Here is an 18,291-nt window from a genome sequence, read left to right as displayed (position 1 = left end):
GACGTCCCGCACGAGCACGTGGCCTGGCCGATCTACACCCGAAGGCTTGAACTGAACTCGCCCTGGCGCACGTCTGGTTGATTCAAGCAGGCCCTGCTCGCCCGGGCCCATCTGCGGAAGAATGAGACTCTTGCGGGACGTCGAGCATGGCTCGTTATGGAGCCAAGCGAGGCTCCTCGGTCGAAGCATGGTGCGTAGAGAACACCAGCGCAACGACCAGGAGCCCCGCCTGTTATTCCACCCTTCCTGACCAGGTATTTCACCCTGCAGAGGCAGGATGAGAGAGGTTCACTGGTCAACGGCCGCCGGTGAACTGGGAGATGTCGATGCCGGAGCCAACGAAGAGAGCGCCACCGAGAAGCAGAACGGTCGCGGGCAGGAGTACGAGGGTGACGACGGCACTGACCTGCGGGACGGCCCGGGCAGCGCGGCGGCGGGCGCTTTGGGCTGCTTCCCGGCGGACGTCGCCCGCGATGAGGAGGAGGGCATCGCCAAGGGGGGAGCCCAACTCCTCGGCCTGGAGCAGGGCAGTGACAAACGTGCCGAGTTGACCGCTGGGGTTGCGTCGGCGCAGTTCCTCAAAGGCTGCGCGGCGGCTCATGCCCAGTTGCATCTGGCGCAGGAGAGTGGCGATCTCCTCTCCGAACGGGCCGGTCTGGTGTTCGGCTACACGTTCGAGAGCTTGGCGGAAGCCAAGCCCTGCGCTGACGGTGACGGTGAGGACATCGAGGAAGTCAGGGAGGGTGCGCTCGATCTCCCGCTGGCGATGTCTGACAGCCGAGTTGAGGGTGATGTCGGCCCAGAACCAGCTGATCAGGGCAAGGGGGACAGCCAGGGCGGGTGATCCGTCGGCGAGGTAGAAGAGAGCGAAGGCCGCGCCGACGGCGACGAGTCCTGTGCGGCGGGCGGCATAGCGTTCGAGAGTCAGCCCTTGGGGGTTTCCGGCACGTTCAAGGCGCCCTCTGACCCGTGTGATGCGCCGGGGTCCCATCAAGGCGAGGGTGTGCGGGACGAACCGCCGACCGATCAGTTCGGCGAGGGCGTACACCGAGGGTGGTCGTCGCCGTTCGGCGACGGGGGCCGTGGCGAGGTCGGGGGGCAGTCTGCTCTGGGAGCGGCAGAGCTGCCAGCCCCTGCAGAGCAAGGCGAAGCAGGCAGCGGCTGCGGGAGCGAGCCATACATCGTTCACGTGGGCCCTCCGTCAGCTGTCGATCTTCGTGATTCGTCGAATGACGAGTGTTCCCAGGACGTAGAGGGCAGCTGCGACGGCGAGTATGCCTTGGCCCAGGGGTGACGCTGTCATCTGCCGGATGGAGCCGGGTTGGATGGCGTTGATCAGAAGCAGGCTTCCCAATCCCATCACCGGCACCATGTAGGTGGTGGCGACCGCCTGGGCAAGCTGGGTTCGGATCTCGCGCCGGAGTTCCTTGCGGGTTTCGAGGGTCTGCGAGATGTTCTGGAGGGCGGTGACCAGGGAGCCTCCGGCCCGGGTGGCCAGTACGAGGGTGGTCACGAGGACGCTGATCTCGCGGGACGGCAGGCGCCGGCGTAGTTGTTCCAGCGCGTCGGGCACGGCCTGCCCGACGCGGAGGCCCTCGCATACCTGGCGGATCTCCTCACCTGCGGGGTCGGCCACCTCGTCGGCAGCCATGGCGAGGGCGGTGCGCATCGCCAGCCCTGCCGAGACGGCATTCGACAGGACACGGGCCAGTTCGGGCAACTGGTTGACGAACTGTTCGGTTCGTTGGCGGCGGCGGCGCTCCAGGAGACCGTAGGCCGCGGCGGCGGTGACGGCTACGGCGGGAAGCCCGAAGAACGGCGCGAGCAGTGTGGCGAGGAGAAGGTATGCGGCGGCGGCCGCGGCAAGGGTCAGCAGGCAGAAGGTGGCCGGGGTCAGATGCAGTCCGGCTCCGGTGATCCGGCGCGCGAGCTGCTGTCCGAACGCGGTGGTGCGCAGGCGGGCGTCCAGCCGTGTCAGGAGGGGCTGGTTCTGTCTGTCCTCGGGGCGGCGGATGCGTTCGAGCAGGTACCCGCGGTGCCGACCGCCACGCCAGCACAGTGCCAGGCCGGCGCAGGCCAGGAGGTGTGCGGCGGCGGCGAGCAGAGCGATGGCTGCGGGGTTCATCGGGGTTCCCGCCGAGGGAATGACCGGTGCTCGCCAGGAAGCGACGGGAAACCCGGCGGAACCCGCTCTCCTGCGCGGAGGAGGCGTTCGGCCAGTGCGGCGGGGAGCGGGAGGTGGCGGAAGTGTCCCTGGACGGTGCGGTCCGGACCGACGGGCTCCTGGTCGAAGTCGGCCAGGGTGGTGAGTTGGAACGCCTCCCGGCGGGCGGAGGTGACGGCAGCGACCTCGGTGATGCGACGCACACCGTCGCTGCCGCGGGCAAGGAAGACGATGGCGTCGACGGCACTGTTGATCTGGTCACGGAGGGCCTCGAAGGGGATCTGGAGTTCGCTCATGCTCGCGAGGGTCTCCAAGCGCATGACAGCGTCTTCGGCCGAGTTGGCGTGGACGGTGGCAAGGGATCCCTCGTGGCCGGTGCTCATGGCCTGGAGCATGTCGAGGGTCTCACCGCCGCGGACCTCCCCGACGATGATGCGGTCAGGGCGCATGCGCAGACTGTTGCGCATCAGGTCGCGGATGGTCACTTGCCCGCGGCCTTCGATGTTGGGCGGTCTGCTCTCCAGCCTGATCACGTGTTCCTGTTGCAATGACAGTTCGGCGGCGTCCTCGATGGTGACGATCCGCTCCCGGGCGGGGATGAACGCGGAGAGCGCGTTGAGCATGGTGGTCTTCCCGCTGCCGGTTCCGCCGGACACGATGATGTTGAGCCTGGCTCGCACGAAGGCGGCGAGCAGGCCGGCGAGGGGAACGTCAATCGCGCCGAGGGCGACAAGCTCGTCAATGCTGTACGGCCGGGGGAAGCGGCGGATAGTCATGGCCGGTCCGCTCAGGGAAAGCGGGGGGACGATGACGTTGACCCGCTCCCCTGTGGGAAGCCGGGCGTCCACCATGGGACTCGACTCGTCGACCCGCCGATTCACTGCGGAGACGATCCGGTCAATGGTCTGGTAGAGCTGGTCGACGCTGGGGAAGCGGGCTTCGACGCGTTCCAGCCGGCCGGATCGTTCGACGAAGATCACATCGGGTCCGTTGACCATGATCTCGGTGATGGTGGGGTCCTCCAGCAGCGGTTCCAGGACGCCGAGGCCCAGTGCCTCATCGACGACCCGCCGAATGAGCCTGGAGCGTTCGTAGGTGCTGAGAACCGGCCCCTCCCTGGAAAGGGTGCGACTCAGGACCCGTTCGAGCCGGGCCCGGCGCTGTGGGGCACTGAACGTGGACAGCTCAGCCAGATCCACCTCAGCGAGCAGCTTCCGCCGGTAATCGGCGACCAGGTCGACGTGGCCGGGCACCGGCTGGTCGGCCACGTCGGTGATGCGTTCGCGCAACCCCACGGCTCACCTCCGCACGGGCATGTCAGCGGTACGGCTGACGTAGAGGGGGTGGAAAAGATTGAGAACGCCTGGGACGAGGACGCGGACGGAGGCATGGCCTGCAGAGACGGCCACGGTGGAACCGTCGCGGAGCCAGGAGTCCAGGGCGTCGGCGCCAAGGGCGGCGCCATTGAGGCCCTCGGTGTCGGCCCGGGCCGCGATGCGGGCGGCGCCATCGGCCTGCTGCGCCGCGTACACGGCGACACCCAGTTGCAGGATGACGAGCAGGACCAGCAGCAGCAGGGGTATCAGGCCCAGGAGTTCCAGGGACACCTGGCCTCGCTGCGCCAGGAGGTGGTTGCGCAGGGACGCGGGAGCGTTGAGGTTCATGGCCTGTCTTCCTGGAGGACTCCGGCACGGCCGGAGAAGTGGAGTGGCAGGTGCCACAGCCCGGGGAAGAGGAGTGGGACGGAGAGGTCGACGTCGACCGCGCGTGCCGGTGCCGGGCTGGTGCCCGGCGCGGCGGGCCACTGGTCGAGCCGAATGGCGGCCGCATCTCGCCATCCACTCGGTAGGTCGCGCACGGCCGCGGCGCGGGCGTCCGCCCCAACGGAGACGGCGCGGGCTCCCGCCGCCGCCGCGTGACCCGCGAAGATGAAGGTCAGTGCCAGCATCGCGCCCTGCCACACGGCGATGAGCACGGCAAAGAGGATGGGGAGCAGGCCCAGGAACTCAAGGGTGGTCTGGCCGTTGTCTCCCATGGTGGTCCTGCGTCTCACCGCTCCTCCTCCCCTGCCTCGCTGCGACGCCGCCGGTCTGCGGCTCGGGGCCCCCTGGACTCGCCGCTGTGGCGCCGGTCGGAGGCGCTGGGGGCCGCCTTGGCACGGGAGGCGATGCCCAGTTCAGCGGCGAGTTTGTTGACGCTGCGCACGTAGGACCCGGTGCGGAGGTCGTGCGGGCGGCCCGAGTTCAACGTGGCCTCCAATTCGCGGAAGCTGGCGGGCAGGGCGGTGGCGGCCTGTGGTGCGCCGACGGCGCGGCCGGCGAGGGCGGGCTGGATGTCGCAGCTGCGGGAGCAGCGGTTGACGACGAGCAGCGGGTCGTCGTCCTTGCGGGCCTGGAGGCGGTACCAGAGCTGGGTCATCCGTCTGGCCGCGCGCAGGGCGGGGACGTCGGGGGTGACGACGAGGAGGACCTGGTCCGCGACCTCGATGGCGGCGGTGTTGGCCTGGTTCATCGTCGAGCCCGCGTCGACGACGACGACGTCGAAGCGTGAGCGCAGGGCGCTGATGACCTGGCGTACTGCGCGGGCGGGGACTTCCTCGCTGCGTTCGCCCTCGCTGGGGGCGAGGAGCAGTCTCAGGGTGGACTCGTGGCTGTAGAGGGTTTCTTCGAGGGCGCGTCCCGTGATGTCTTCTGCGACGTCGGCCAGGTCGACAACGGAGCGGTGGAAGGCGACATCGAAGTGGCAGCCGATGTCGCCGGCTTGGAGGTCAAGGTCGACGAGGCAGACGGCTCGTTGGGGGTCGGCTGCGGCCAGGGCGAGGTGGGTGGCGAGCGTGGTGGTTCCGACGCCGCCTTTTGCGCCGGCCACTGCGATCACGCTGCCGCTGCGGCTGTCCTGCACATCGGACCGGGCGCCCCGGATGTGGTCGCGAATCGCCTTGGACCAGCCCGCGGTTGCATGCAGGCGGGCGTCGAGCGCCTCCAGGTCGAGCGGCAGGGTGAGGACGCCGCGGGCGCCTGCTTCCATGGCGGCGCTCAGCGTTTCGGGTGTGCCGTCGCGGGCGAGCAGGACGATTCCCAGGTTGGGGTAGCGCAGGGAGATTTCGCGGATGAGTTGCAGGGCAGGGGTGCGGCCGAGTTCCTCGTGCAGGAGGACCACGTCGATGTCTGTGTGGAGTGCGACCAAGGCGTCGAGGACGCCTTCCGAGGTGTTGAGGGACTCCACTACGTGGCTGTCGCCGAGTTCGGACAGGAGTGTGCGGAGGAGCCGGATGATTTCGGTTTCGCCGACGCCGAGGAGGATGCGCACGGTCATGGCCGTGCTCCGGCGTTCTCCGACCCGGTGGCGGCCAGGTCGGCTTCGAGTTCGTAGGTTCGGTCCCGGGGATTCGTGTCTGGTGGGGAGTCGGGGGCCACGACGGCCAGCCGTACCTTCACTGCGAAGCTCTCTGCGTAGGCGACCCGTTGGGCGTCGAGCGGGGAGAGTGCGAAGGTGATCGGCACCACCTGGGTGGCCGTGCCGTCCTTGGCGGCGTCGTTGACTGTGGCCAGGTGCCCGACGTCGATGGTGCGTGCGCCGGACACGATGATCCGGGATACGGCAGGGGTGGTGCCGGAGGCGCCGAAGGTGGCGAAGATGTCGACCCTGGAGTCGGGTCGGATCTTCCCGGCGACGCCGGTCTCAGCGTTGACGAGGATCGCTATCTCGCGTTCTCCTGGCTGAAGTTGCGGCCTTTCAGCAATCATGTCGTGCTGAAGGTAGGAGCCTGCGGCAAGGTTGGCGGCGGCGACCTTGCCGGCGAGGGCGGTCGTGTCCTGGAGTGCGGTGGTGGAGATCCACCGTTGCGGCAGGTAGCGGATCTGTACCGTGGAGGGGTCGATCGGCGTGTAGGCGGGGATGTCCCGGGTGAGGACGAGTGCCGGCACCAGCGGGCCGACCTGGCGCTTGACGTCGGTGATCACTCTGGATACCAGGGTGAAGACGAGCAGGGCACCGACGCAGGCGAGAATGACGAGGACGAGGCCGCGGCGCTGGCGGGGGTTCATTCGGCTCCTCGCGAGCCGAGGCAGGCGGGCCCGGTTCTCTGCGGGGCGTGACCGGTTGGGGCTGCTGGGTGGGGTGCGGCCATCGCGCAGAACGGGCAGCTGTTTCCGATGACTGTGGCACCGCACCACTGGCAGGGGCGGGCGGGGGCTGCCAGAACCGCATTGAGTAGTTCCTGGGGGTCCTCGATGGCCGCTACGAATTCCACGACCCTGCGCGATCCCCACCAGGCCGCTGCTTGGGGTGCCTGGGGGACCTCCTCGGCCGTGGATGCTCCCAGGTGGAGCGCCACTGCGGCCCGGGCCCAGCCGGTGCCCTTGGTGCCCGGTCTGCCGTGCAGCAGTCTGGTCCGGCGCATGGCCGTGCTGGCGGGGGGGCGCCACGCGGTGGCCCGCGCCACTCCGCCGGCCGGGCCGAGCATGGCCACGAAGGCGGTCCACGGCAGGTACGAGGACAGGTGTGCGTGCAGGGGCACGGATCCGTGCGGGTACCCGGAGATGCTGGACAGGCAGGCTCCGATGACCAGCTCACGTGTGAGCAGCGGGGTGGCCGAGGCCAGTCGGGAGGGCTCGGCGACGGCTTCGGAGAGCACCGTGAGTTGACGGGCCAGGACGGAGAGCGCCAGAGGTGGGACGTGGACCTCGACGAGGGACAGCGGCGCTGGTTGAAGGAGGCGGCGTGCGGTACGCAGCCGCACCCGGGTCGCAGGGTCCAGCCAGCTCGGCACGATGAGCAGGGTGTGGGCAGCCCGCGTGCAAGCCGCGCCCAATTCGTCGACCATCTCGTCGATGTCCCCGTGATCACGGGTGTCGAGCGTCAGCAGCGGCGGCGCAAGGACGTCGTAAAGGGGCACGGGGGGAAGGGCCACGGGGAGCACGATCTGGAGCATGCGCCGGAGCCGCCTTTCTGGACTCCCGATCCGGGAAGGGCTCCGGGCCTCGGCGGTCGCCTCCGAGGCTCGGAATGGGGAGGCAGGTCCCACCCTCCCCAGGACGGGGCCCCGAAGACATCCGCCATGAGGCCAGTGGTGGCACCGGGCGCAGGCGGTGTTGGGCCCGTGGAACCACCTGCGGCCCTGCTCTCCTTGTCTTCTGGTCCTGCCGGGGCCCGGGGTGGGTCGCTGTCGCCGGCGGCTGCCCGGGGCACAGGTCCCGTCCATTGGCCGCCGACGACACAGATGGCCGCTCTGCGTGCCTGATCTCTGGTGGCAGGCAACTCCGTGGCGTTCCGACGCGCCTCGGCCAGGGCAACGGCGGGCCGGTCCCCCCTTCGTTGCTGGACGGTGCAGAACTTGGCACCACAACGGTCGACTGTCGTCCCGCGGTTTGGCTCTACCCGCTCAGGACCGTCGCGGCCAAAGTGCCGGCGAGCATGAACGGTCCGAAGGGAATGCTCGAACTCCAGGTAGCGCGGCGGCTCGCCAACAAGGCAGCAGCCACGATGGAGGCGAACCCGAACGCCAGGACGGTGCCGTTGAGTACCGCCCTCCATCCGAGCCAACCGAGGAACATTCCGAGCACGCCGGCAAGTTTGACGTCGCCGCCGCCCATGCCGTTCCGGGGGCCGAGCATGGCGAGTACGGCGTAGGCGGAGAACAGCAGGGCGGCTGCGGTCAGGGCCCGCAGGTAGGGTCCGGCACCGTCGGCCGTTACTGCGGCCAGTCCGAGGAGCAGGGCAGCGATGGGGTACGAGGGCAGCACGAGGAGGTCGGGCAGTCTGCGTGTACGCAGATCGGCGACAGCGAGGGCGACGCCCGCCGCACCGAGGTACAGGAACGCCGGAAGGGCAGGGGACGGTCCGAGCCGCCATGCGAGCAGTCCGAAGACGGCTGCGGTGTGCAGCTCCAAGGGAAGGGCTGCGGGGCCGAGTCTGCGTCCGCAGTGAGTGCAGGTGTTCGCGGTCGTCACCCAGCCGCGCCAGGACGGGCAGCCCAGGTGTCTCACGGGCAGGTGGCATCCGGGACGGGTGATGGTGCCCGAAGCTGTCGGGTCCAGGCGGCGGACGAGCGCCGGCAGGAACGCTCCGACCTGGAAGCCCAGCAGGGTGCAGCCGGCCGTGAAGATGACAGGGGTGGTCACGGCGCGGCCGGTTCAGGGACGTTGGGGTGCATATTCAGCACGGCTCGAGCGCATAGGCCATTGCGCACCTCTCTGTGCGGGGAGATCCGACGGTAGCGCGCCTGGAGACGTCTGTCGTGGGCCCGGGATAGGCCCTGGTTGGGCCTGGTGACCCCTCGCCTGAGCACGGAGGATCAGGGGTATTTCGGGCCCTTGGACCGATCGGAGGACGTCATGAGTTTCCGGACGCGGGGTCCGGCCCGGCTGGTTGGCCGAGCGCCCGAGGTGGCCTGGCTGATGGGGCTGGTACGGGCCACACTGCAGGGCCGGGGCGGCAGCGGGGTGATCCGGGGCGAGGCCGGCATCGGCAAGACGGCGTTGTTGGACATGCTGGCCGCGGAGTGCCGGCGTTCGGGGCTGGTTGTGCTTCGGGGATCGGGCACGAAACTCGAGCGGCGCGTTCCGTTCGCGGCGCTGTATTCGTGTCTTCGGTCTCGAATCGACGCGCCGCGATGCGATCTGGAGCAGGTCTCCCGCCTGTTGCGTGGTGAGGGCGCGGCCGCGGGCAGCGACTGGAACCTGGCCATTTCGGAGGCTTTCGTGGAGGTGGTCGGCCAGTGGTTCGCCGCCAGCCCAGGAGCTCTGCTGCTGGACGACCTGCACTGGGTCGATCCGTCCAGCGCGGCAGTGCTGGGCCGCCTGCTGGAGCTCGTGGAGCACCAGCCGTTGCTGCTGATCGCGGCTGGCCGGCCGGTGCCGGAACTGCCGGAACTCTGTGAGGAGTTCGACGTCCGTGGGGCCGGGTCGTGGGATCTTCGACCGCTCACCCGGGCTGCGGTCTCGGAATTGGTTCAGGACCTGGCGGGGGCGCGGCCGGGTGCCAGGTTGCTGGAGCGGGTGGAACCGGCAGCGGGAAGCCCGCTGTTCGTGACCGAGCTGGTGGCCGCATATGAGCGGCAAGGCGACCTGCAAGTGCGCGATGGCGTCGCCGACATCGTGGCCGGGCCCAGAGGAGACGGGTCATTGTTGCCCGGCTCGCTGAACGAGGTAGTGTCCGCCCGGTTCGGCTGCTTCTCGCCGAAGGAGCAGGACGTTCTCGAGGTTGCAGCACTACTCGGGACCGCCGTTACCCCGCAGGACGTGTCCACCGTGCTGGGACTTCCACTGCAGGAGGTCCTGGAGACGGTCGGCACGGCGGGCCGCTCCGGTGTGCTCGCCTACAGCGGAGGCCGGTTGGCCTTCCGGCACGAGCTGATCCGGCAGGCCCTGGCCGACCGGCTTCCCCCGGCCACCCGCAGCGCCGTGCTGACACACGCCGGGCACGCCTTGGCGGCAGTCGGCACTCCGGTCGAGCGGTCCGCACAGTATCTGCTGCTCGCCGACCAGCCGCTGGACTCCCGATCGCTGGACTGGCTGGACGCCAGCGCGGGCGCACTGGTGATGCGGGCCCCGGAGATGGCCGCAGATCTGCTCAAGCGGTCCCTGCTGGCGGTCCGGCCTGAGGACGAACGCGTCGGCAGGCTGTATCACCAGCTCGCCAGAGCCCTGCTGCGCGGTGGGAACCCGGCGGCTGCGGAGAGCTGTGCACGTGGGGCGCTGGCCGCCCCGGGTGTAGCGGACGGCGCCGCTGTGGCAGAACAGGAGGCTGCGCTGCGCTGGCAGTTGGCCCTCGCTTTGCTTCATCAGGGGCTCATCGACCAAGCTGTCGGAGAGGCCGAGGCGGCTATCGCATCGGCCGGTGTGGGAGCCGTCGAGGCAGCCCGGTTCCGGTGCTTCATCGCCCAGTGCCACGGTTTCTCGGGGCGATTGGATCTCATGGCCTCCGCGGCGGAGGCTGCCCTGGCCTGTGGGCGGGCCAACCAAGACGCCTACTCCACAGCATTCGGCCTGTATCTGCTGGCAGGGATGCGGGCATCCGCGTCGCACCCTGTCCAGGCTCTGGAGCTGATCGACGAGTCGCTGGCGATTCTGGGAAATCTCAATGTCAGTCCCGAGCTGCCCATGGTCCCGCACTTCGTACGCGGCTTCGCGCTCGTAGAACTCGACCGCTTCGCCGAGGCACGCCAGGAGTTCGCCACCGGCCTGCACGACAGCGAGTACGGCGGCACGGTGTTCCAGGTGTGGTACCACGTCGGCATGACCCAGCTCGGCTACTACGGGGGCAGGTGGGACGACGCTCTGACGGAGATCGCCGCTGGCGTGGCGACCAACGACCTGCTAGGGATCGGCGACGCGCTGCGTAGCATGCAGGCGCTCATCGGCGTCCACCGGGGCCGGGCCGGGGAGTTCGCCGAACTGGTCGAACATCCGGACCGGGGTTTCGCGGCCGACATCTACGAGTTCGCCCGGCGATGGGCCCGGGCACTGGTCCGAGAAGCGAGCGGTTTCCCCGACGAGGCTCTCCGTCTGCTCTTCGACTCCTGGCAGCACGGTGTGCGGGAGATGCCGCAGGACTATCTCCGCTGGCTGTGCCCGGACATCGCCCGGCTGTGCCGACAGCTCGGCCGCACCGATCTGCTCGGTCACCTCGCCGCAGGGTTGGGAGTGCTGGCGGTACGTGAGTCGACGGTGAGTATCCAGGGCACGGCCTCGCTGGCCCGTGGGCTCTTGGAGAGCGACCCGGCTGTGCTGGAGGAGGCGGCGGGGGCTTTCCGGATGGCGGGCCAGCCACTCGCGGAAGGCTACGCGCAGGAGGGAGCAGCCGAGGTCCTCGCCGCCGCTGGCCGGGGTGAGGAGGCGGTGGCCTCGTTGGACTCCGCTCTTGCCGTGTACGGCCGACTCGGGGCGGTGTGGGACGCCGACCGGGCACTGCGCAGGCTCGCCGTGGTGGGGCTGCACCCCACCCGGCGGTGGCCGATGCGTCCGGCGACCGGCTGGGCTGCTCTCAGCAGCACCGAGTTGCTGGTCACGGCCCTGGTGTCCGAGGGATGTTCCGACCGGGACATCGCTGGTCGCCTGCTGCTCTCCCAGCGCACGGTCGGGCAGCACGTCCTGTGCGTCCTCGGCAAGCTCGGTGTCGCCACCCGTGCGGAGCTCACCGCCGTTGCTCGCCGGCATGACAGCACCGTCCAGTCTCCTCACTCGAAGCCGTTTTGACGCCTCGTCGTAGGATCCGGGCCGTGCTCAGGGCAGCAGCCGCTCCTGCCAGTGGGTGAACCGCTGCACCGCGTCCGCATCTACGCCCCACGGCCATGGGGTGACAACGGCGCCCAGCGTTCGGAACACCTCGGACGCCTCCGCGGTCCGGTCTGCCGCAACCAGCGCGTAGGCCAGCAGGTTGAGGTCGGCCGGGGCTGCAGCGTGGGAGAGGGCACGGGGTTCGATCCACCGCAACGCCGCCTCGTCCAAGGCCTGTGCTGCGGCGGGGGTACTCCAGCAATGCCGGACACCGAGCCCGCTCGTCCCGGAGTGGGAACCCACGCGCAGGTAGTTGTCGGTCAGCGCGGCCAGGTGCAGGCCGGCGGCCGGAGTGCCGGGCGGCATGCCGGCACGCACGTCGTCCACGAAGTCGAGGGCGCGGGCGGTGGAGCCACATTCTTCCGGTGACAGGTAGCGCAGCATCTGCCGGTGCGTCTCCCGGTGCCATGGGTCGCGGACGACTGCCTCGCCCCAGATCTCGAACATCTGGTGGGCCGGGCGGCGCATCCGCCGAAGGACTGCGAGCAGCGCCACCCAGGGTGCGGGGTGCGCGGGCAGGAGATCCGTGCTGCGCCGGCACAGGCGCGCCAGGTCGCGCAGTTCACCCGGGCTGCGGTCCACGGCACTGGTGTGGAGGCAGCTCCACACGTGCAGCAAGAGGGCGAAGGGGTCGTCGGGGCACCGGCTTCGCCAGGTGTGGGCGACGCTGTGAAGGTCACTGCGAGCCAGGACAAGCAGGCGATGGGTGCAGCGGTCCCAGTCCGGTCCGGTCGTGTGGAGCAGCTGCTCGACGGCCGCCAGGACGAAGTCCTGGTCCGTGGCGCGGACGGCGGCCGCGGTCTGGGACAGGACGCGGCCGAGCTCGGGGTCGGCAAGTTCCGGAACGATGCGGGGTGCGGCTCTTCTGCCGCGTCCGAAGAGCCTCATGGGAGTGCGGTCCTCGGGGTGCGGGGCGGGTCGATGGCAGGGCGGGACGTTCCGGCGTCACGGCTGCCGTGCCGCTGCCGGAATTGGGTGAGCAGTCCCCAGTAGGTGTCGGCTTCCACATGGCTGGTATGTCCGGCGAGGCCGAGGTAGGCCATCGTGGCAGAGAGGTCGGGGTAGTGGGTCGCGCGGGCGGTGCGGAGGGAGTCCTTGTGCCCGCCCGCGCGAGCGTGGATATCCACCAAAATCGTCTGGGCCATCCCCGCGTAGAAGGCATGGGTTGCCTCGGCGAAGTCGAGGAAGCCCAGGGCGTAGAGGCCTTCCAGGCGCCGGTGGAACAGGTTGAGGTAGAGCTGCGGTCGGCCGTCCTGCCAGTCGAGGAGCGCTTCGTCGAGGTAGGGGATGCGGTACTCGTGGGCGACGGCGTGCCGGATCTGCCATGCGTACGGTGACGGGGGCGGGCTGGCGGTGCGCCAGTGGACGCCGTGGGCGCAGATGAGGCCGGTGTAGTGGCGGATCTCGCCGGTGCCGAGCGTCACCCGCCAGCCGTGGCGGGCGTCGTCTCCCACGGGTTGCGCGTGGACAACCTCCACTCCGTAGTCGATCTTCTCGTCCAGGCCGAAGGTTTCGGCGAAGGACCTGAGGTGGTGCAGGCCCCGTCGCGGGTCCGGGTGGCGGGTGTACTCGGAGGGCATCGGGTGGCCCGGGAGGCCCGCAAGGTGCAGCGGCGGGTGCTGTTGCGGCGGGCCGGACAAGGGGCTGTCGGGGTTGTCCGGGTCCCAGAATCCGCCGGCTGCAGCATTGCGTTCGAACTGGTCGTAGGCGATGCCGTCGATCTGCATCGCTCGGGCCATGATCAGGCCGGCCGCACCGGCACCGACGATGCAGTAGCGGGGGTGCCGTGTACTGCCGCCCGTGGGCAAGCAGGGCGCTGGCGTAGGAGTGCCCGACCGGGCGAGAGCTGCGTAGACGGTGGGGCGGTGTCTACGCAGCCACAGGCTGTAGGCGACGCCGCCGAGCACCGCCGCGCCCAGCAGAGCCGGCAGGGCGACGACGGCGGGGTTACTGGTACCGACCAGGGTGCGGTAGTTGGCGGCGCTCAGCGTGGTGGCGGTGAGGAGGCCCGCCGCGCCGAGCGCGGGGGCGATCCGGGTCCGCCACCATCCGGTGCCCGGGTGGCGGTGGAAGTACACCGGGATCGCTACGGCGGCGAAGGTCTGCAGGGCGAGGATGCCCAGGGTGGCGAGACCCACCATCGATGTGGCCAGGTTGAGGTAGGGGTCCAGGCCTGCGAGGGCGAAGACGGCAACCACCGAGAAGGCGAGGCCTGTCTGAGTGAGGCTGGCGTTGGCGGGTGAGAAGCGGCGCGGGTGAAGGCGGCCCAGGAATGCGGGCAGCAGTGCTTCGCGGCCCAGGGCGAAGGTGTAGCGGCTGGCTGCGTTGTGTACGGCCAGGAGCGCAGCCAGGAGCGAAGTGCACATCACGACAGCCATCGCCTGGCTCAGCGGCTTGGGCGCGTAGGTGTCCGCAAGGAAGAACATCAGGTTGCCGAGCTGATCGCGGGCGAGGTTCCGGGTCCGGTCGGCCCCGATGGCGCCGATCGTGATCCAGCTGGTGGCCACGAAGAGTAGTCCGATGGCGGCTCCGGCCAGGAACGCGGCACGTGGGATGTTGCGGGTGGGGTCCGTCGTCTCCTCCCCGTAGAGCGCGGCGGACTCGAATCCCACGAAGGCGCTGAAGGCAATCATCAGGCTGATCCCGATGCCGCCGGTGAAGACGGTGCTCGGGGCGAATGACGCGGTCGGCAGAGCGGCGGGACCCAGGTGCGCGACCACGGCGATGTCGTAAACAGCGGCGATCGCGACCTCGGCGGCTATCAGGCACAGGAGCACTCTGGCTGACACGTCCACGGAACGGTGGCCCAGCAGCCCGCACAGGGCAATGCCGCACCCTGTGGGCAGGACCCAGGAGACGTGGAGGCCCAGAGCGGCGAGCACCATGCTGGTGAAGTACCCGAATGCCCCGGTCAGGCCGACGGATAGTGCCGTGTAGGAGAGCAGTGCCAGCATCGCCGTCCCCACGCCCGCCGGCCTGCCCAGTCCCTGTGCCACGTAGGTATAGAGAGCACCGCTGCTGACCACTCGTCGGCACAGCGCCGCGTACCCCACGCAGAAGCAGAGCTGTACTGCTGTGGCGAAGACGAAGGCCCCGGGCAGGCCTGGGCCGTTGCCCAGGGCGAGAGCGAGCGGAAGGCTGCCCACCATGCTGGACAGCGGCCCGGCGGCCGCGACCGCCAGCACCACCACACGCCCTGCGGACAAGCGCCGTCCGCTGTCACTGCCGCCCCTGCTGCCCGCCGCGAGCGGAAGCCTGTTCACCTGTCGTTGCACTCGCACAGTCCAGCGGGCAGGCGCGACGCCCGGAAGGTACCCCAGGCCTATTCCTCCGGGCCCCCGATCCCTCTTCGGGGATCGTCAGCTGACGATAGCTCAGATATCTGGATGGGCCGATGCGGTCGTCTCCCCGACGAGCTTGTCCACCAACAGGTGCATGCGGAAGGCGATCACGGCAACGTCCGCCAACGCGGATGCGGAGACCGCCAGGTAGCTGGTCTCGTCGAGTGCCAGGAGGAACACGAAGCCGCCGGCGAACTCGATCAGGCTCTGCTGCCAGGGTGTGGAGCCCGGACCGCACAGCTCGGCGGCGTTGCGGCTTGCCGACTGCACAGCTGCGAATCTGGAGGCCTGTTCGAGTGCCGTGTGCCGGTCGATGCTTCGGGGGTGAGCGCGCAGCGAGCCGTCGTGGGACAGCAGGAGCACCTCGCGCGTGCCGGCAACGGCGATAAGCTCATCGAGCAGCCGTCCCGCGGCGCTTTCTGTCCAGTGGGCACGATTCACAGCAGGTTCCCTTTCGGTTTCATTCGGCCTGGTGGCCGTCACGGGTTTGCCTGATGAACTTCCCCATGGGCCGCGCCAGGTTGCCGACGGCGTGGCGTGTGGAGACGGCCGCCCCTTGGAGCGACGAGGGGTCTGGTTCTGCCGCTCCGGCCAGCAGTTCGGTGGGCAGGAGCAGCATGGCGCGCACGCCGCCGTGCGGGGACCGGGCGCCGATGTGGACGCGGAAGCCGTGGCGGGCCGCCAGCAGCCCGACCACAGGAAGTCCGAGTTGCGGACGGTCGCCGAGGCGGCACAGTGCAGGGGAGCGCCGGCCTGTAAGCACGGCTGCTGCTTGCTGCAGGTGCTCGTCGTCCATGCCGGGTCCGCTGTCGTCGATGGTGATGATGGAACCTCGGGGGGCTGTTTGGATTCCGACATCGACCGGAGTACCGGGCTCGCAGTGACGGGCGGCGTTGTCGAGCAGTTCCGCGAGGGCGACGGCCACTGGCTCGACGACTTCACCGATGAGGGTCGTCTCCACCGGCGGGCAGAGTCGGACATGTCGGTAGTCGCGGATCCGCGACGTGGCGCCGCGCACCACGTCCGTCAGGGTCGCAGGCTGCCGATGGCACATGGTGTCCGCTCCGCACAGAAGCCCGATCGCCTGGATCCGGCGCCCGACCTGGGCGTTGGCGTGATCGATCTCCAGCAGCCCCTGGAAGATGTCGGGGTCGCTGAAGCGCCGCTGCATGTCGGCGATCACGGTCTGCTGCTGGCTGGCAAGTGCCTGGAGCGACTCCATGGCGGTGCTGACTGCGTTGTGCGCACTCTGCTCCGCCTGGGCGCGGGCCTGTTGCACGGTCTCGGAGGCGAGGTCGAGCACGGCCTCGAGGCTGGCTGCGAACGGGGTACCCGTAAGTTCTGCATGCCGGGGGCCCGGTACATCGCCGGCCCCGGAGAGCAGGTGGTCGGCCATGATGGCCAGTCTGCTGGCAAGGTGGGCGGCTTCCTCGTCACGCATGCGTGTCTCGGCCAGCAGTGTGGTCACCTTCCGGCCCAGCTCTGCCCTTGCACGGCTGCGCGCAGCCTTGGCTTGGCGGAGTAGCAGTGCTGCGAGCAAGCACTGCAGCATGGCGATCACCAGGTATTGCATCATCGGGGTTCCTCGGGGACTACGGCAGGCATGGCGCCGGTGCCGTGTCAATCTGTGTTCTGGCACGTGTTGTTGCGTGCTCGGATGATTGGCCCTCCGATCCAACCTCACCGGCTGCGCGCTACGACGTCGCTCACGCACAGTGCACTCCCCTCCGATGTGCACGGTGCCCGGTTGAGCATCGCCCCGGTCGTGCCGCCGGGTACTGGGCACCCGGCGGCACGGGAATCAGCCTTCCTCGAAGCCTTCACCGGCCATGACCTCGGCGAGTGAGCGCTCCACCGTCTCGGCAGGCAGGCAGAAGCGCACCGCGAGGCAGTAGATGGCCAGACTGAACACGCCCAGGACGGGGAAAGCCCAAGTGAAGCCGAGGGTTGCACTGCCGCCGCCGAACGGGCCGAGGGCGCTCAGCACGGCAAGGCCGGCCAGCCAGGGCCCGACCCACAGGCCTGCCCTCAGATCGAGTGCGGGCCTGCCTCCCCGGGGGCCGCGGCCTCGCAGGCTCTGCACCGCGAACAGCACGAGGCCGAGCAGGATCGCGATGAACAGCTTCCGGTCGGTCTCCCAGCCCGTCCAGAAGACGATCAGGTTCGAGGAGTAGAAGGCCAGGAAGGGGATGACGTCGCCGAGCGGGAGCTTGAACGGGCGGGCCTGCCGCGGCACCCTGCGGCGCAGTGCGGCGACGACCAGCGGGCCCGATCCGAAGGACAGCACCGTGGCGGACGTGATGAAGCCGACCATCTTCTGCCAGCCGGGGAAGGGCATGAAGAAGATCAGCCCGGTGACGAAGGTGAGGATGATGCTGACCCACGGCACGCCCCTCGGGCTGAGGGTGGCCAGCGACTTGGGGGCGTTGCCGTTCTTCGCCATCGCGTACGACAGCCGGGAGGTGACGGTGGTGTAGATGAGTCCGGTGTCGGCCGGGGAGATCACCGCGTCCGTGTACAGCAGCGTGGCCAGCCAGGGCAGCCCCAGAAGGGTGGACAGTGCGGCGAGCGGGCCGAAGGCGTTGGGGAAGTCCAGGGACGACCAGCCGTGGGTCAGCAGGTTCTCGGGAAGCGCGCCGATGAAGGCAATCTGCAGGGCCACGTAGATGACCATGGTGATGACGATGGAGCCGATGACCGCGATCGGGACGTTGCGCCGCGGATTCTTGCTCTCGCCTGCAAGGTCAACGCCCTGCCGGAAGCCGAAGTAGGAGAAGACGACGCCGGCGGTGGCGATGGAGGTCACGATTCCGGACATGCCGTTGGTGGCGAACCCGTGGCTGTGGAAGTTGGCCGGGTGGAAGGCCGTACCGAGCAGAGCGACGACCACGACCAGGATGATGATCAGCTTCCACCACACCAGGACGGTATTGGCCTTTTCGAAGAGCTTGACGCCGACGACGTTGATCACGCTGAACAGGGCGAGGAAGCCCACGGCGACGGCGAGACCCCCACCGGTGAGAACGGGGACACCACCGTCCGAGCGGGTAAGCCATGGCACGTAGTAGGTGGCGTACTGCAGGGCTCCCTCGACCTCGATGGGCGCCACCGATGCCGCCGCCAGCCAGTTGATCCACCCAGTGGTGAAGCTCGCGAAAGACCCGAAGGCCAGGTGCGGGAAGCGCACGGCCCCGCCGGACATGGGAAGCATCGCGCCGAGCTCGGCGTACGCGAGGCCGATCAGCATGATCATGAATCCGCCGAGGATCCAGGACACGATCGCGGCCGGCCCGGCCTGCCTCGAGGTACTGAGCGCCCCGAAGAGCCAGCCTGAGCCGATGATGGAGCCGACACCTGTGAAGAGCAGCCCGAGCAGTCCCACATCGCGGCGGAGGCCGCCTGGGGTCTCCGCCGAGGATGAGTGCTTCTGGGCTTGCGCCAGCGTCATGGTGATCCCTCTTCGATTAAGGGGACGGGGGATGTACCGCAGGGGTATGCCTCCGGGCCG

General features: G+C 69.3%; 15 protein-coding genes. 1 reads left to right on the top strand and 14 read right to left on the bottom strand.

All coding sequences use genetic code 11. From position 1 onward, the window contains the following. Positions 1-295 precede the first annotated feature (295 nt). From ACFV0G_RS00395 to ACFV0G_RS00355, 9 genes are all read right to left on the bottom strand, one after another. On the bottom strand, positions 296-1,189 hold the full coding sequence (locus ACFV0G_RS00395; protein ID WP_380539078.1) for a DUF5936 domain-containing protein: 894 nt from the start codon (positions 1,187-1,189) through the stop codon (positions 296-298). A gap of 12 nt (positions 1,190-1,201) precedes the next feature. Beyond that, entirely contained in the window at positions 1,202-2,125 is a 924-nt protein-coding gene (locus tag ACFV0G_RS00390) for a type II secretion system F family protein (protein WP_380539075.1), read from the bottom strand. Continuing rightward, entirely contained in the window at positions 2,122-3,459 is a 1,338-nt protein-coding gene (locus ACFV0G_RS00385) for a CpaF family protein (protein ID WP_380539072.1), read from the bottom strand. Before ACFV0G_RS00385 ends, ACFV0G_RS00390 begins: the two co-directional genes overlap by 4 nt. A gap of 3 nt (positions 3,460-3,462) precedes the next feature. Further along, positions 3,463-3,828, bottom strand: a complete 366-nt coding sequence (locus ACFV0G_RS00380; protein WP_380539069.1) for a TadE/TadG family type IV pilus assembly protein — start codon at positions 3,826-3,828, stop codon at positions 3,463-3,465. Further along, positions 3,825-4,217 (bottom strand): hypothetical protein, encoded by a 393-nt coding sequence (locus ACFV0G_RS00375; protein ID WP_380539066.1) that lies wholly within the window; start codon positions 4,215-4,217, stop codon positions 3,825-3,827. Before ACFV0G_RS00375 ends, ACFV0G_RS00380 begins: the two co-directional genes overlap by 4 nt. Further along, complete coding sequence (locus tag ACFV0G_RS00370) at positions 4,214-5,479, bottom strand: CpaE family protein (RefSeq protein ID WP_380539063.1); 1,266 nt, start codon at positions 5,477-5,479, stop codon at positions 4,214-4,216. Before ACFV0G_RS00370 ends, ACFV0G_RS00375 begins: the two co-directional genes overlap by 4 nt. After that, positions 5,476-6,210 carry a Flp pilus assembly protein CpaB gene (gene cpaB / locus ACFV0G_RS00365; RefSeq protein ID WP_380539060.1) on the bottom strand — a complete coding sequence of 245 codons (735 nt, stop codon included), beginning with the start codon at positions 6,208-6,210 and terminating at the stop codon, positions 5,476-5,478. The genes ACFV0G_RS00370 and cpaB overlap by 4 nt, the downstream gene beginning before the upstream one ends. Continuing rightward, positions 6,207-7,097, bottom strand: a complete 891-nt coding sequence (locus ACFV0G_RS00360; RefSeq protein WP_380539057.1) for a hypothetical protein — start codon at positions 7,095-7,097, stop codon at positions 6,207-6,209. The genes cpaB and ACFV0G_RS00360 overlap by 4 nt, the downstream gene beginning before the upstream one ends. 442 nt (positions 7,098-7,539) lie before the next feature. Further along, positions 7,540-8,286: a prepilin peptidase gene (locus ACFV0G_RS00355; RefSeq protein WP_380539054.1), complete on the bottom strand. Its 747-nt coding sequence runs from the start codon at positions 8,284-8,286 to the stop codon at positions 7,540-7,542. 213 nt (positions 8,287-8,499) lie between these two features. Here ACFV0G_RS00355 and ACFV0G_RS00350 point away from each other — a divergent pair, with 213 nt between their 5' ends. Next, the gene (locus ACFV0G_RS00350) at positions 8,500-11,361 is read left to right on the top strand and encodes an ATP-binding protein (RefSeq protein WP_380539051.1); all 2,862 of its coding nucleotides are present in this window, start codon (positions 8,500-8,502) and stop codon (positions 11,359-11,361) included. Positions 11,362-11,388: 27 nt separating this feature from the next. Here ACFV0G_RS00350 and ACFV0G_RS00345 read toward each other — a convergent pair whose 3' ends face one another. The 5 genes from ACFV0G_RS00345 to ACFV0G_RS00325 form a co-directional block, all read right to left on the bottom strand. Further along, positions 11,389-12,330, bottom strand: a complete 942-nt coding sequence (locus ACFV0G_RS00345) for a hypothetical protein (protein ID WP_380539048.1) — start codon at positions 12,328-12,330, stop codon at positions 11,389-11,391. Beyond that, complete coding sequence (locus tag ACFV0G_RS00340) at positions 12,327-14,648, bottom strand: hypothetical protein (protein ID WP_380539045.1); 2,322 nt, start codon at positions 14,646-14,648, stop codon at positions 12,327-12,329. The genes ACFV0G_RS00345 and ACFV0G_RS00340 overlap by 4 nt, the downstream gene beginning before the upstream one ends. Positions 14,649-14,816: 168 nt before the next feature. After that, positions 14,817-15,224: a roadblock/LC7 domain-containing protein gene (locus tag ACFV0G_RS00335; RefSeq protein WP_380539042.1), complete on the bottom strand. Its 408-nt coding sequence runs from the start codon at positions 15,222-15,224 to the stop codon at positions 14,817-14,819. A 19-nt stretch (positions 15,225-15,243) separates the two neighbouring features. After that, positions 15,244-16,359, bottom strand: a complete 1,116-nt coding sequence (locus tag ACFV0G_RS00330; RefSeq protein ID WP_380539039.1) for an ATP-binding protein — start codon at positions 16,357-16,359, stop codon at positions 15,244-15,246. A 225-nt stretch (positions 16,360-16,584) separates the two neighbouring features. Then, entirely contained in the window at positions 16,585-18,231 is a 1,647-nt protein-coding gene (locus ACFV0G_RS00325) for an APC family permease (protein ID WP_380539036.1), read from the bottom strand. Positions 18,232-18,291 lie beyond the last annotated feature (60 nt).

It is taken from the genome of Kitasatospora sp. NPDC059571 (genome assembly GCF_042735675.1).
Classification (GTDB): Bacteria; Actinomycetota; Actinomycetes; order Streptomycetales; family Streptomycetaceae; genus Kitasatospora.
The sequence above is the reverse complement of the archived record's forward strand: the minus strand, read 5'-3'. Positions and strand labels throughout refer to the sequence as shown.

Coding starts and splice junctions, on each gene's coding strand:
- ACFV0G_RS00345 (WP_380539048.1), bottom strand. CDS start 12,330: ATGAGGCTCTTCGGACGCGGCAGAAGAGCCGCACCCCGCATCGTTCCG.
- ACFV0G_RS00370 (WP_380539063.1), bottom strand. CDS start 5,479: ATGACCGTGCGCATCCTCCTCGGCGTCGGCGAAACCGAAATCATCCGG.
- ACFV0G_RS00350 (WP_380539051.1), top strand. CDS start 8,500: ATGAGTTTCCGGACGCGGGGTCCGGCCCGGCTGGTTGGCCGAGCGCCC.
- ACFV0G_RS00360 (WP_380539057.1), bottom strand. CDS start 7,097: ATGCTCCAGATCGTGCTCCCCGTGGCCCTTCCCCCCGTGCCCCTTTAC.
- ACFV0G_RS00380 (WP_380539069.1), bottom strand. CDS start 3,828: ATGAACCTCAACGCTCCCGCGTCCCTGCGCAACCACCTCCTGGCGCAG.
- ACFV0G_RS00330 (WP_380539039.1), bottom strand. CDS start 16,359: ATGATGCAATACCTGGTGATCGCCATGCTGCAGTGCTTGCTCGCAGCA.
- ACFV0G_RS00390 (WP_380539075.1), bottom strand. CDS start 2,125: ATGAACCCCGCAGCCATCGCTCTGCTCGCCGCCGCCGCACACCTCCTG.
- cpaB (WP_380539060.1), bottom strand. CDS start 6,210: ATGAACCCCCGCCAGCGCCGCGGCCTCGTCCTCGTCATTCTCGCCTGC.
- ACFV0G_RS00325 (WP_380539036.1), bottom strand. CDS start 18,231: ATGACGCTGGCGCAAGCCCAGAAGCACTCATCCTCGGCGGAGACCCCA.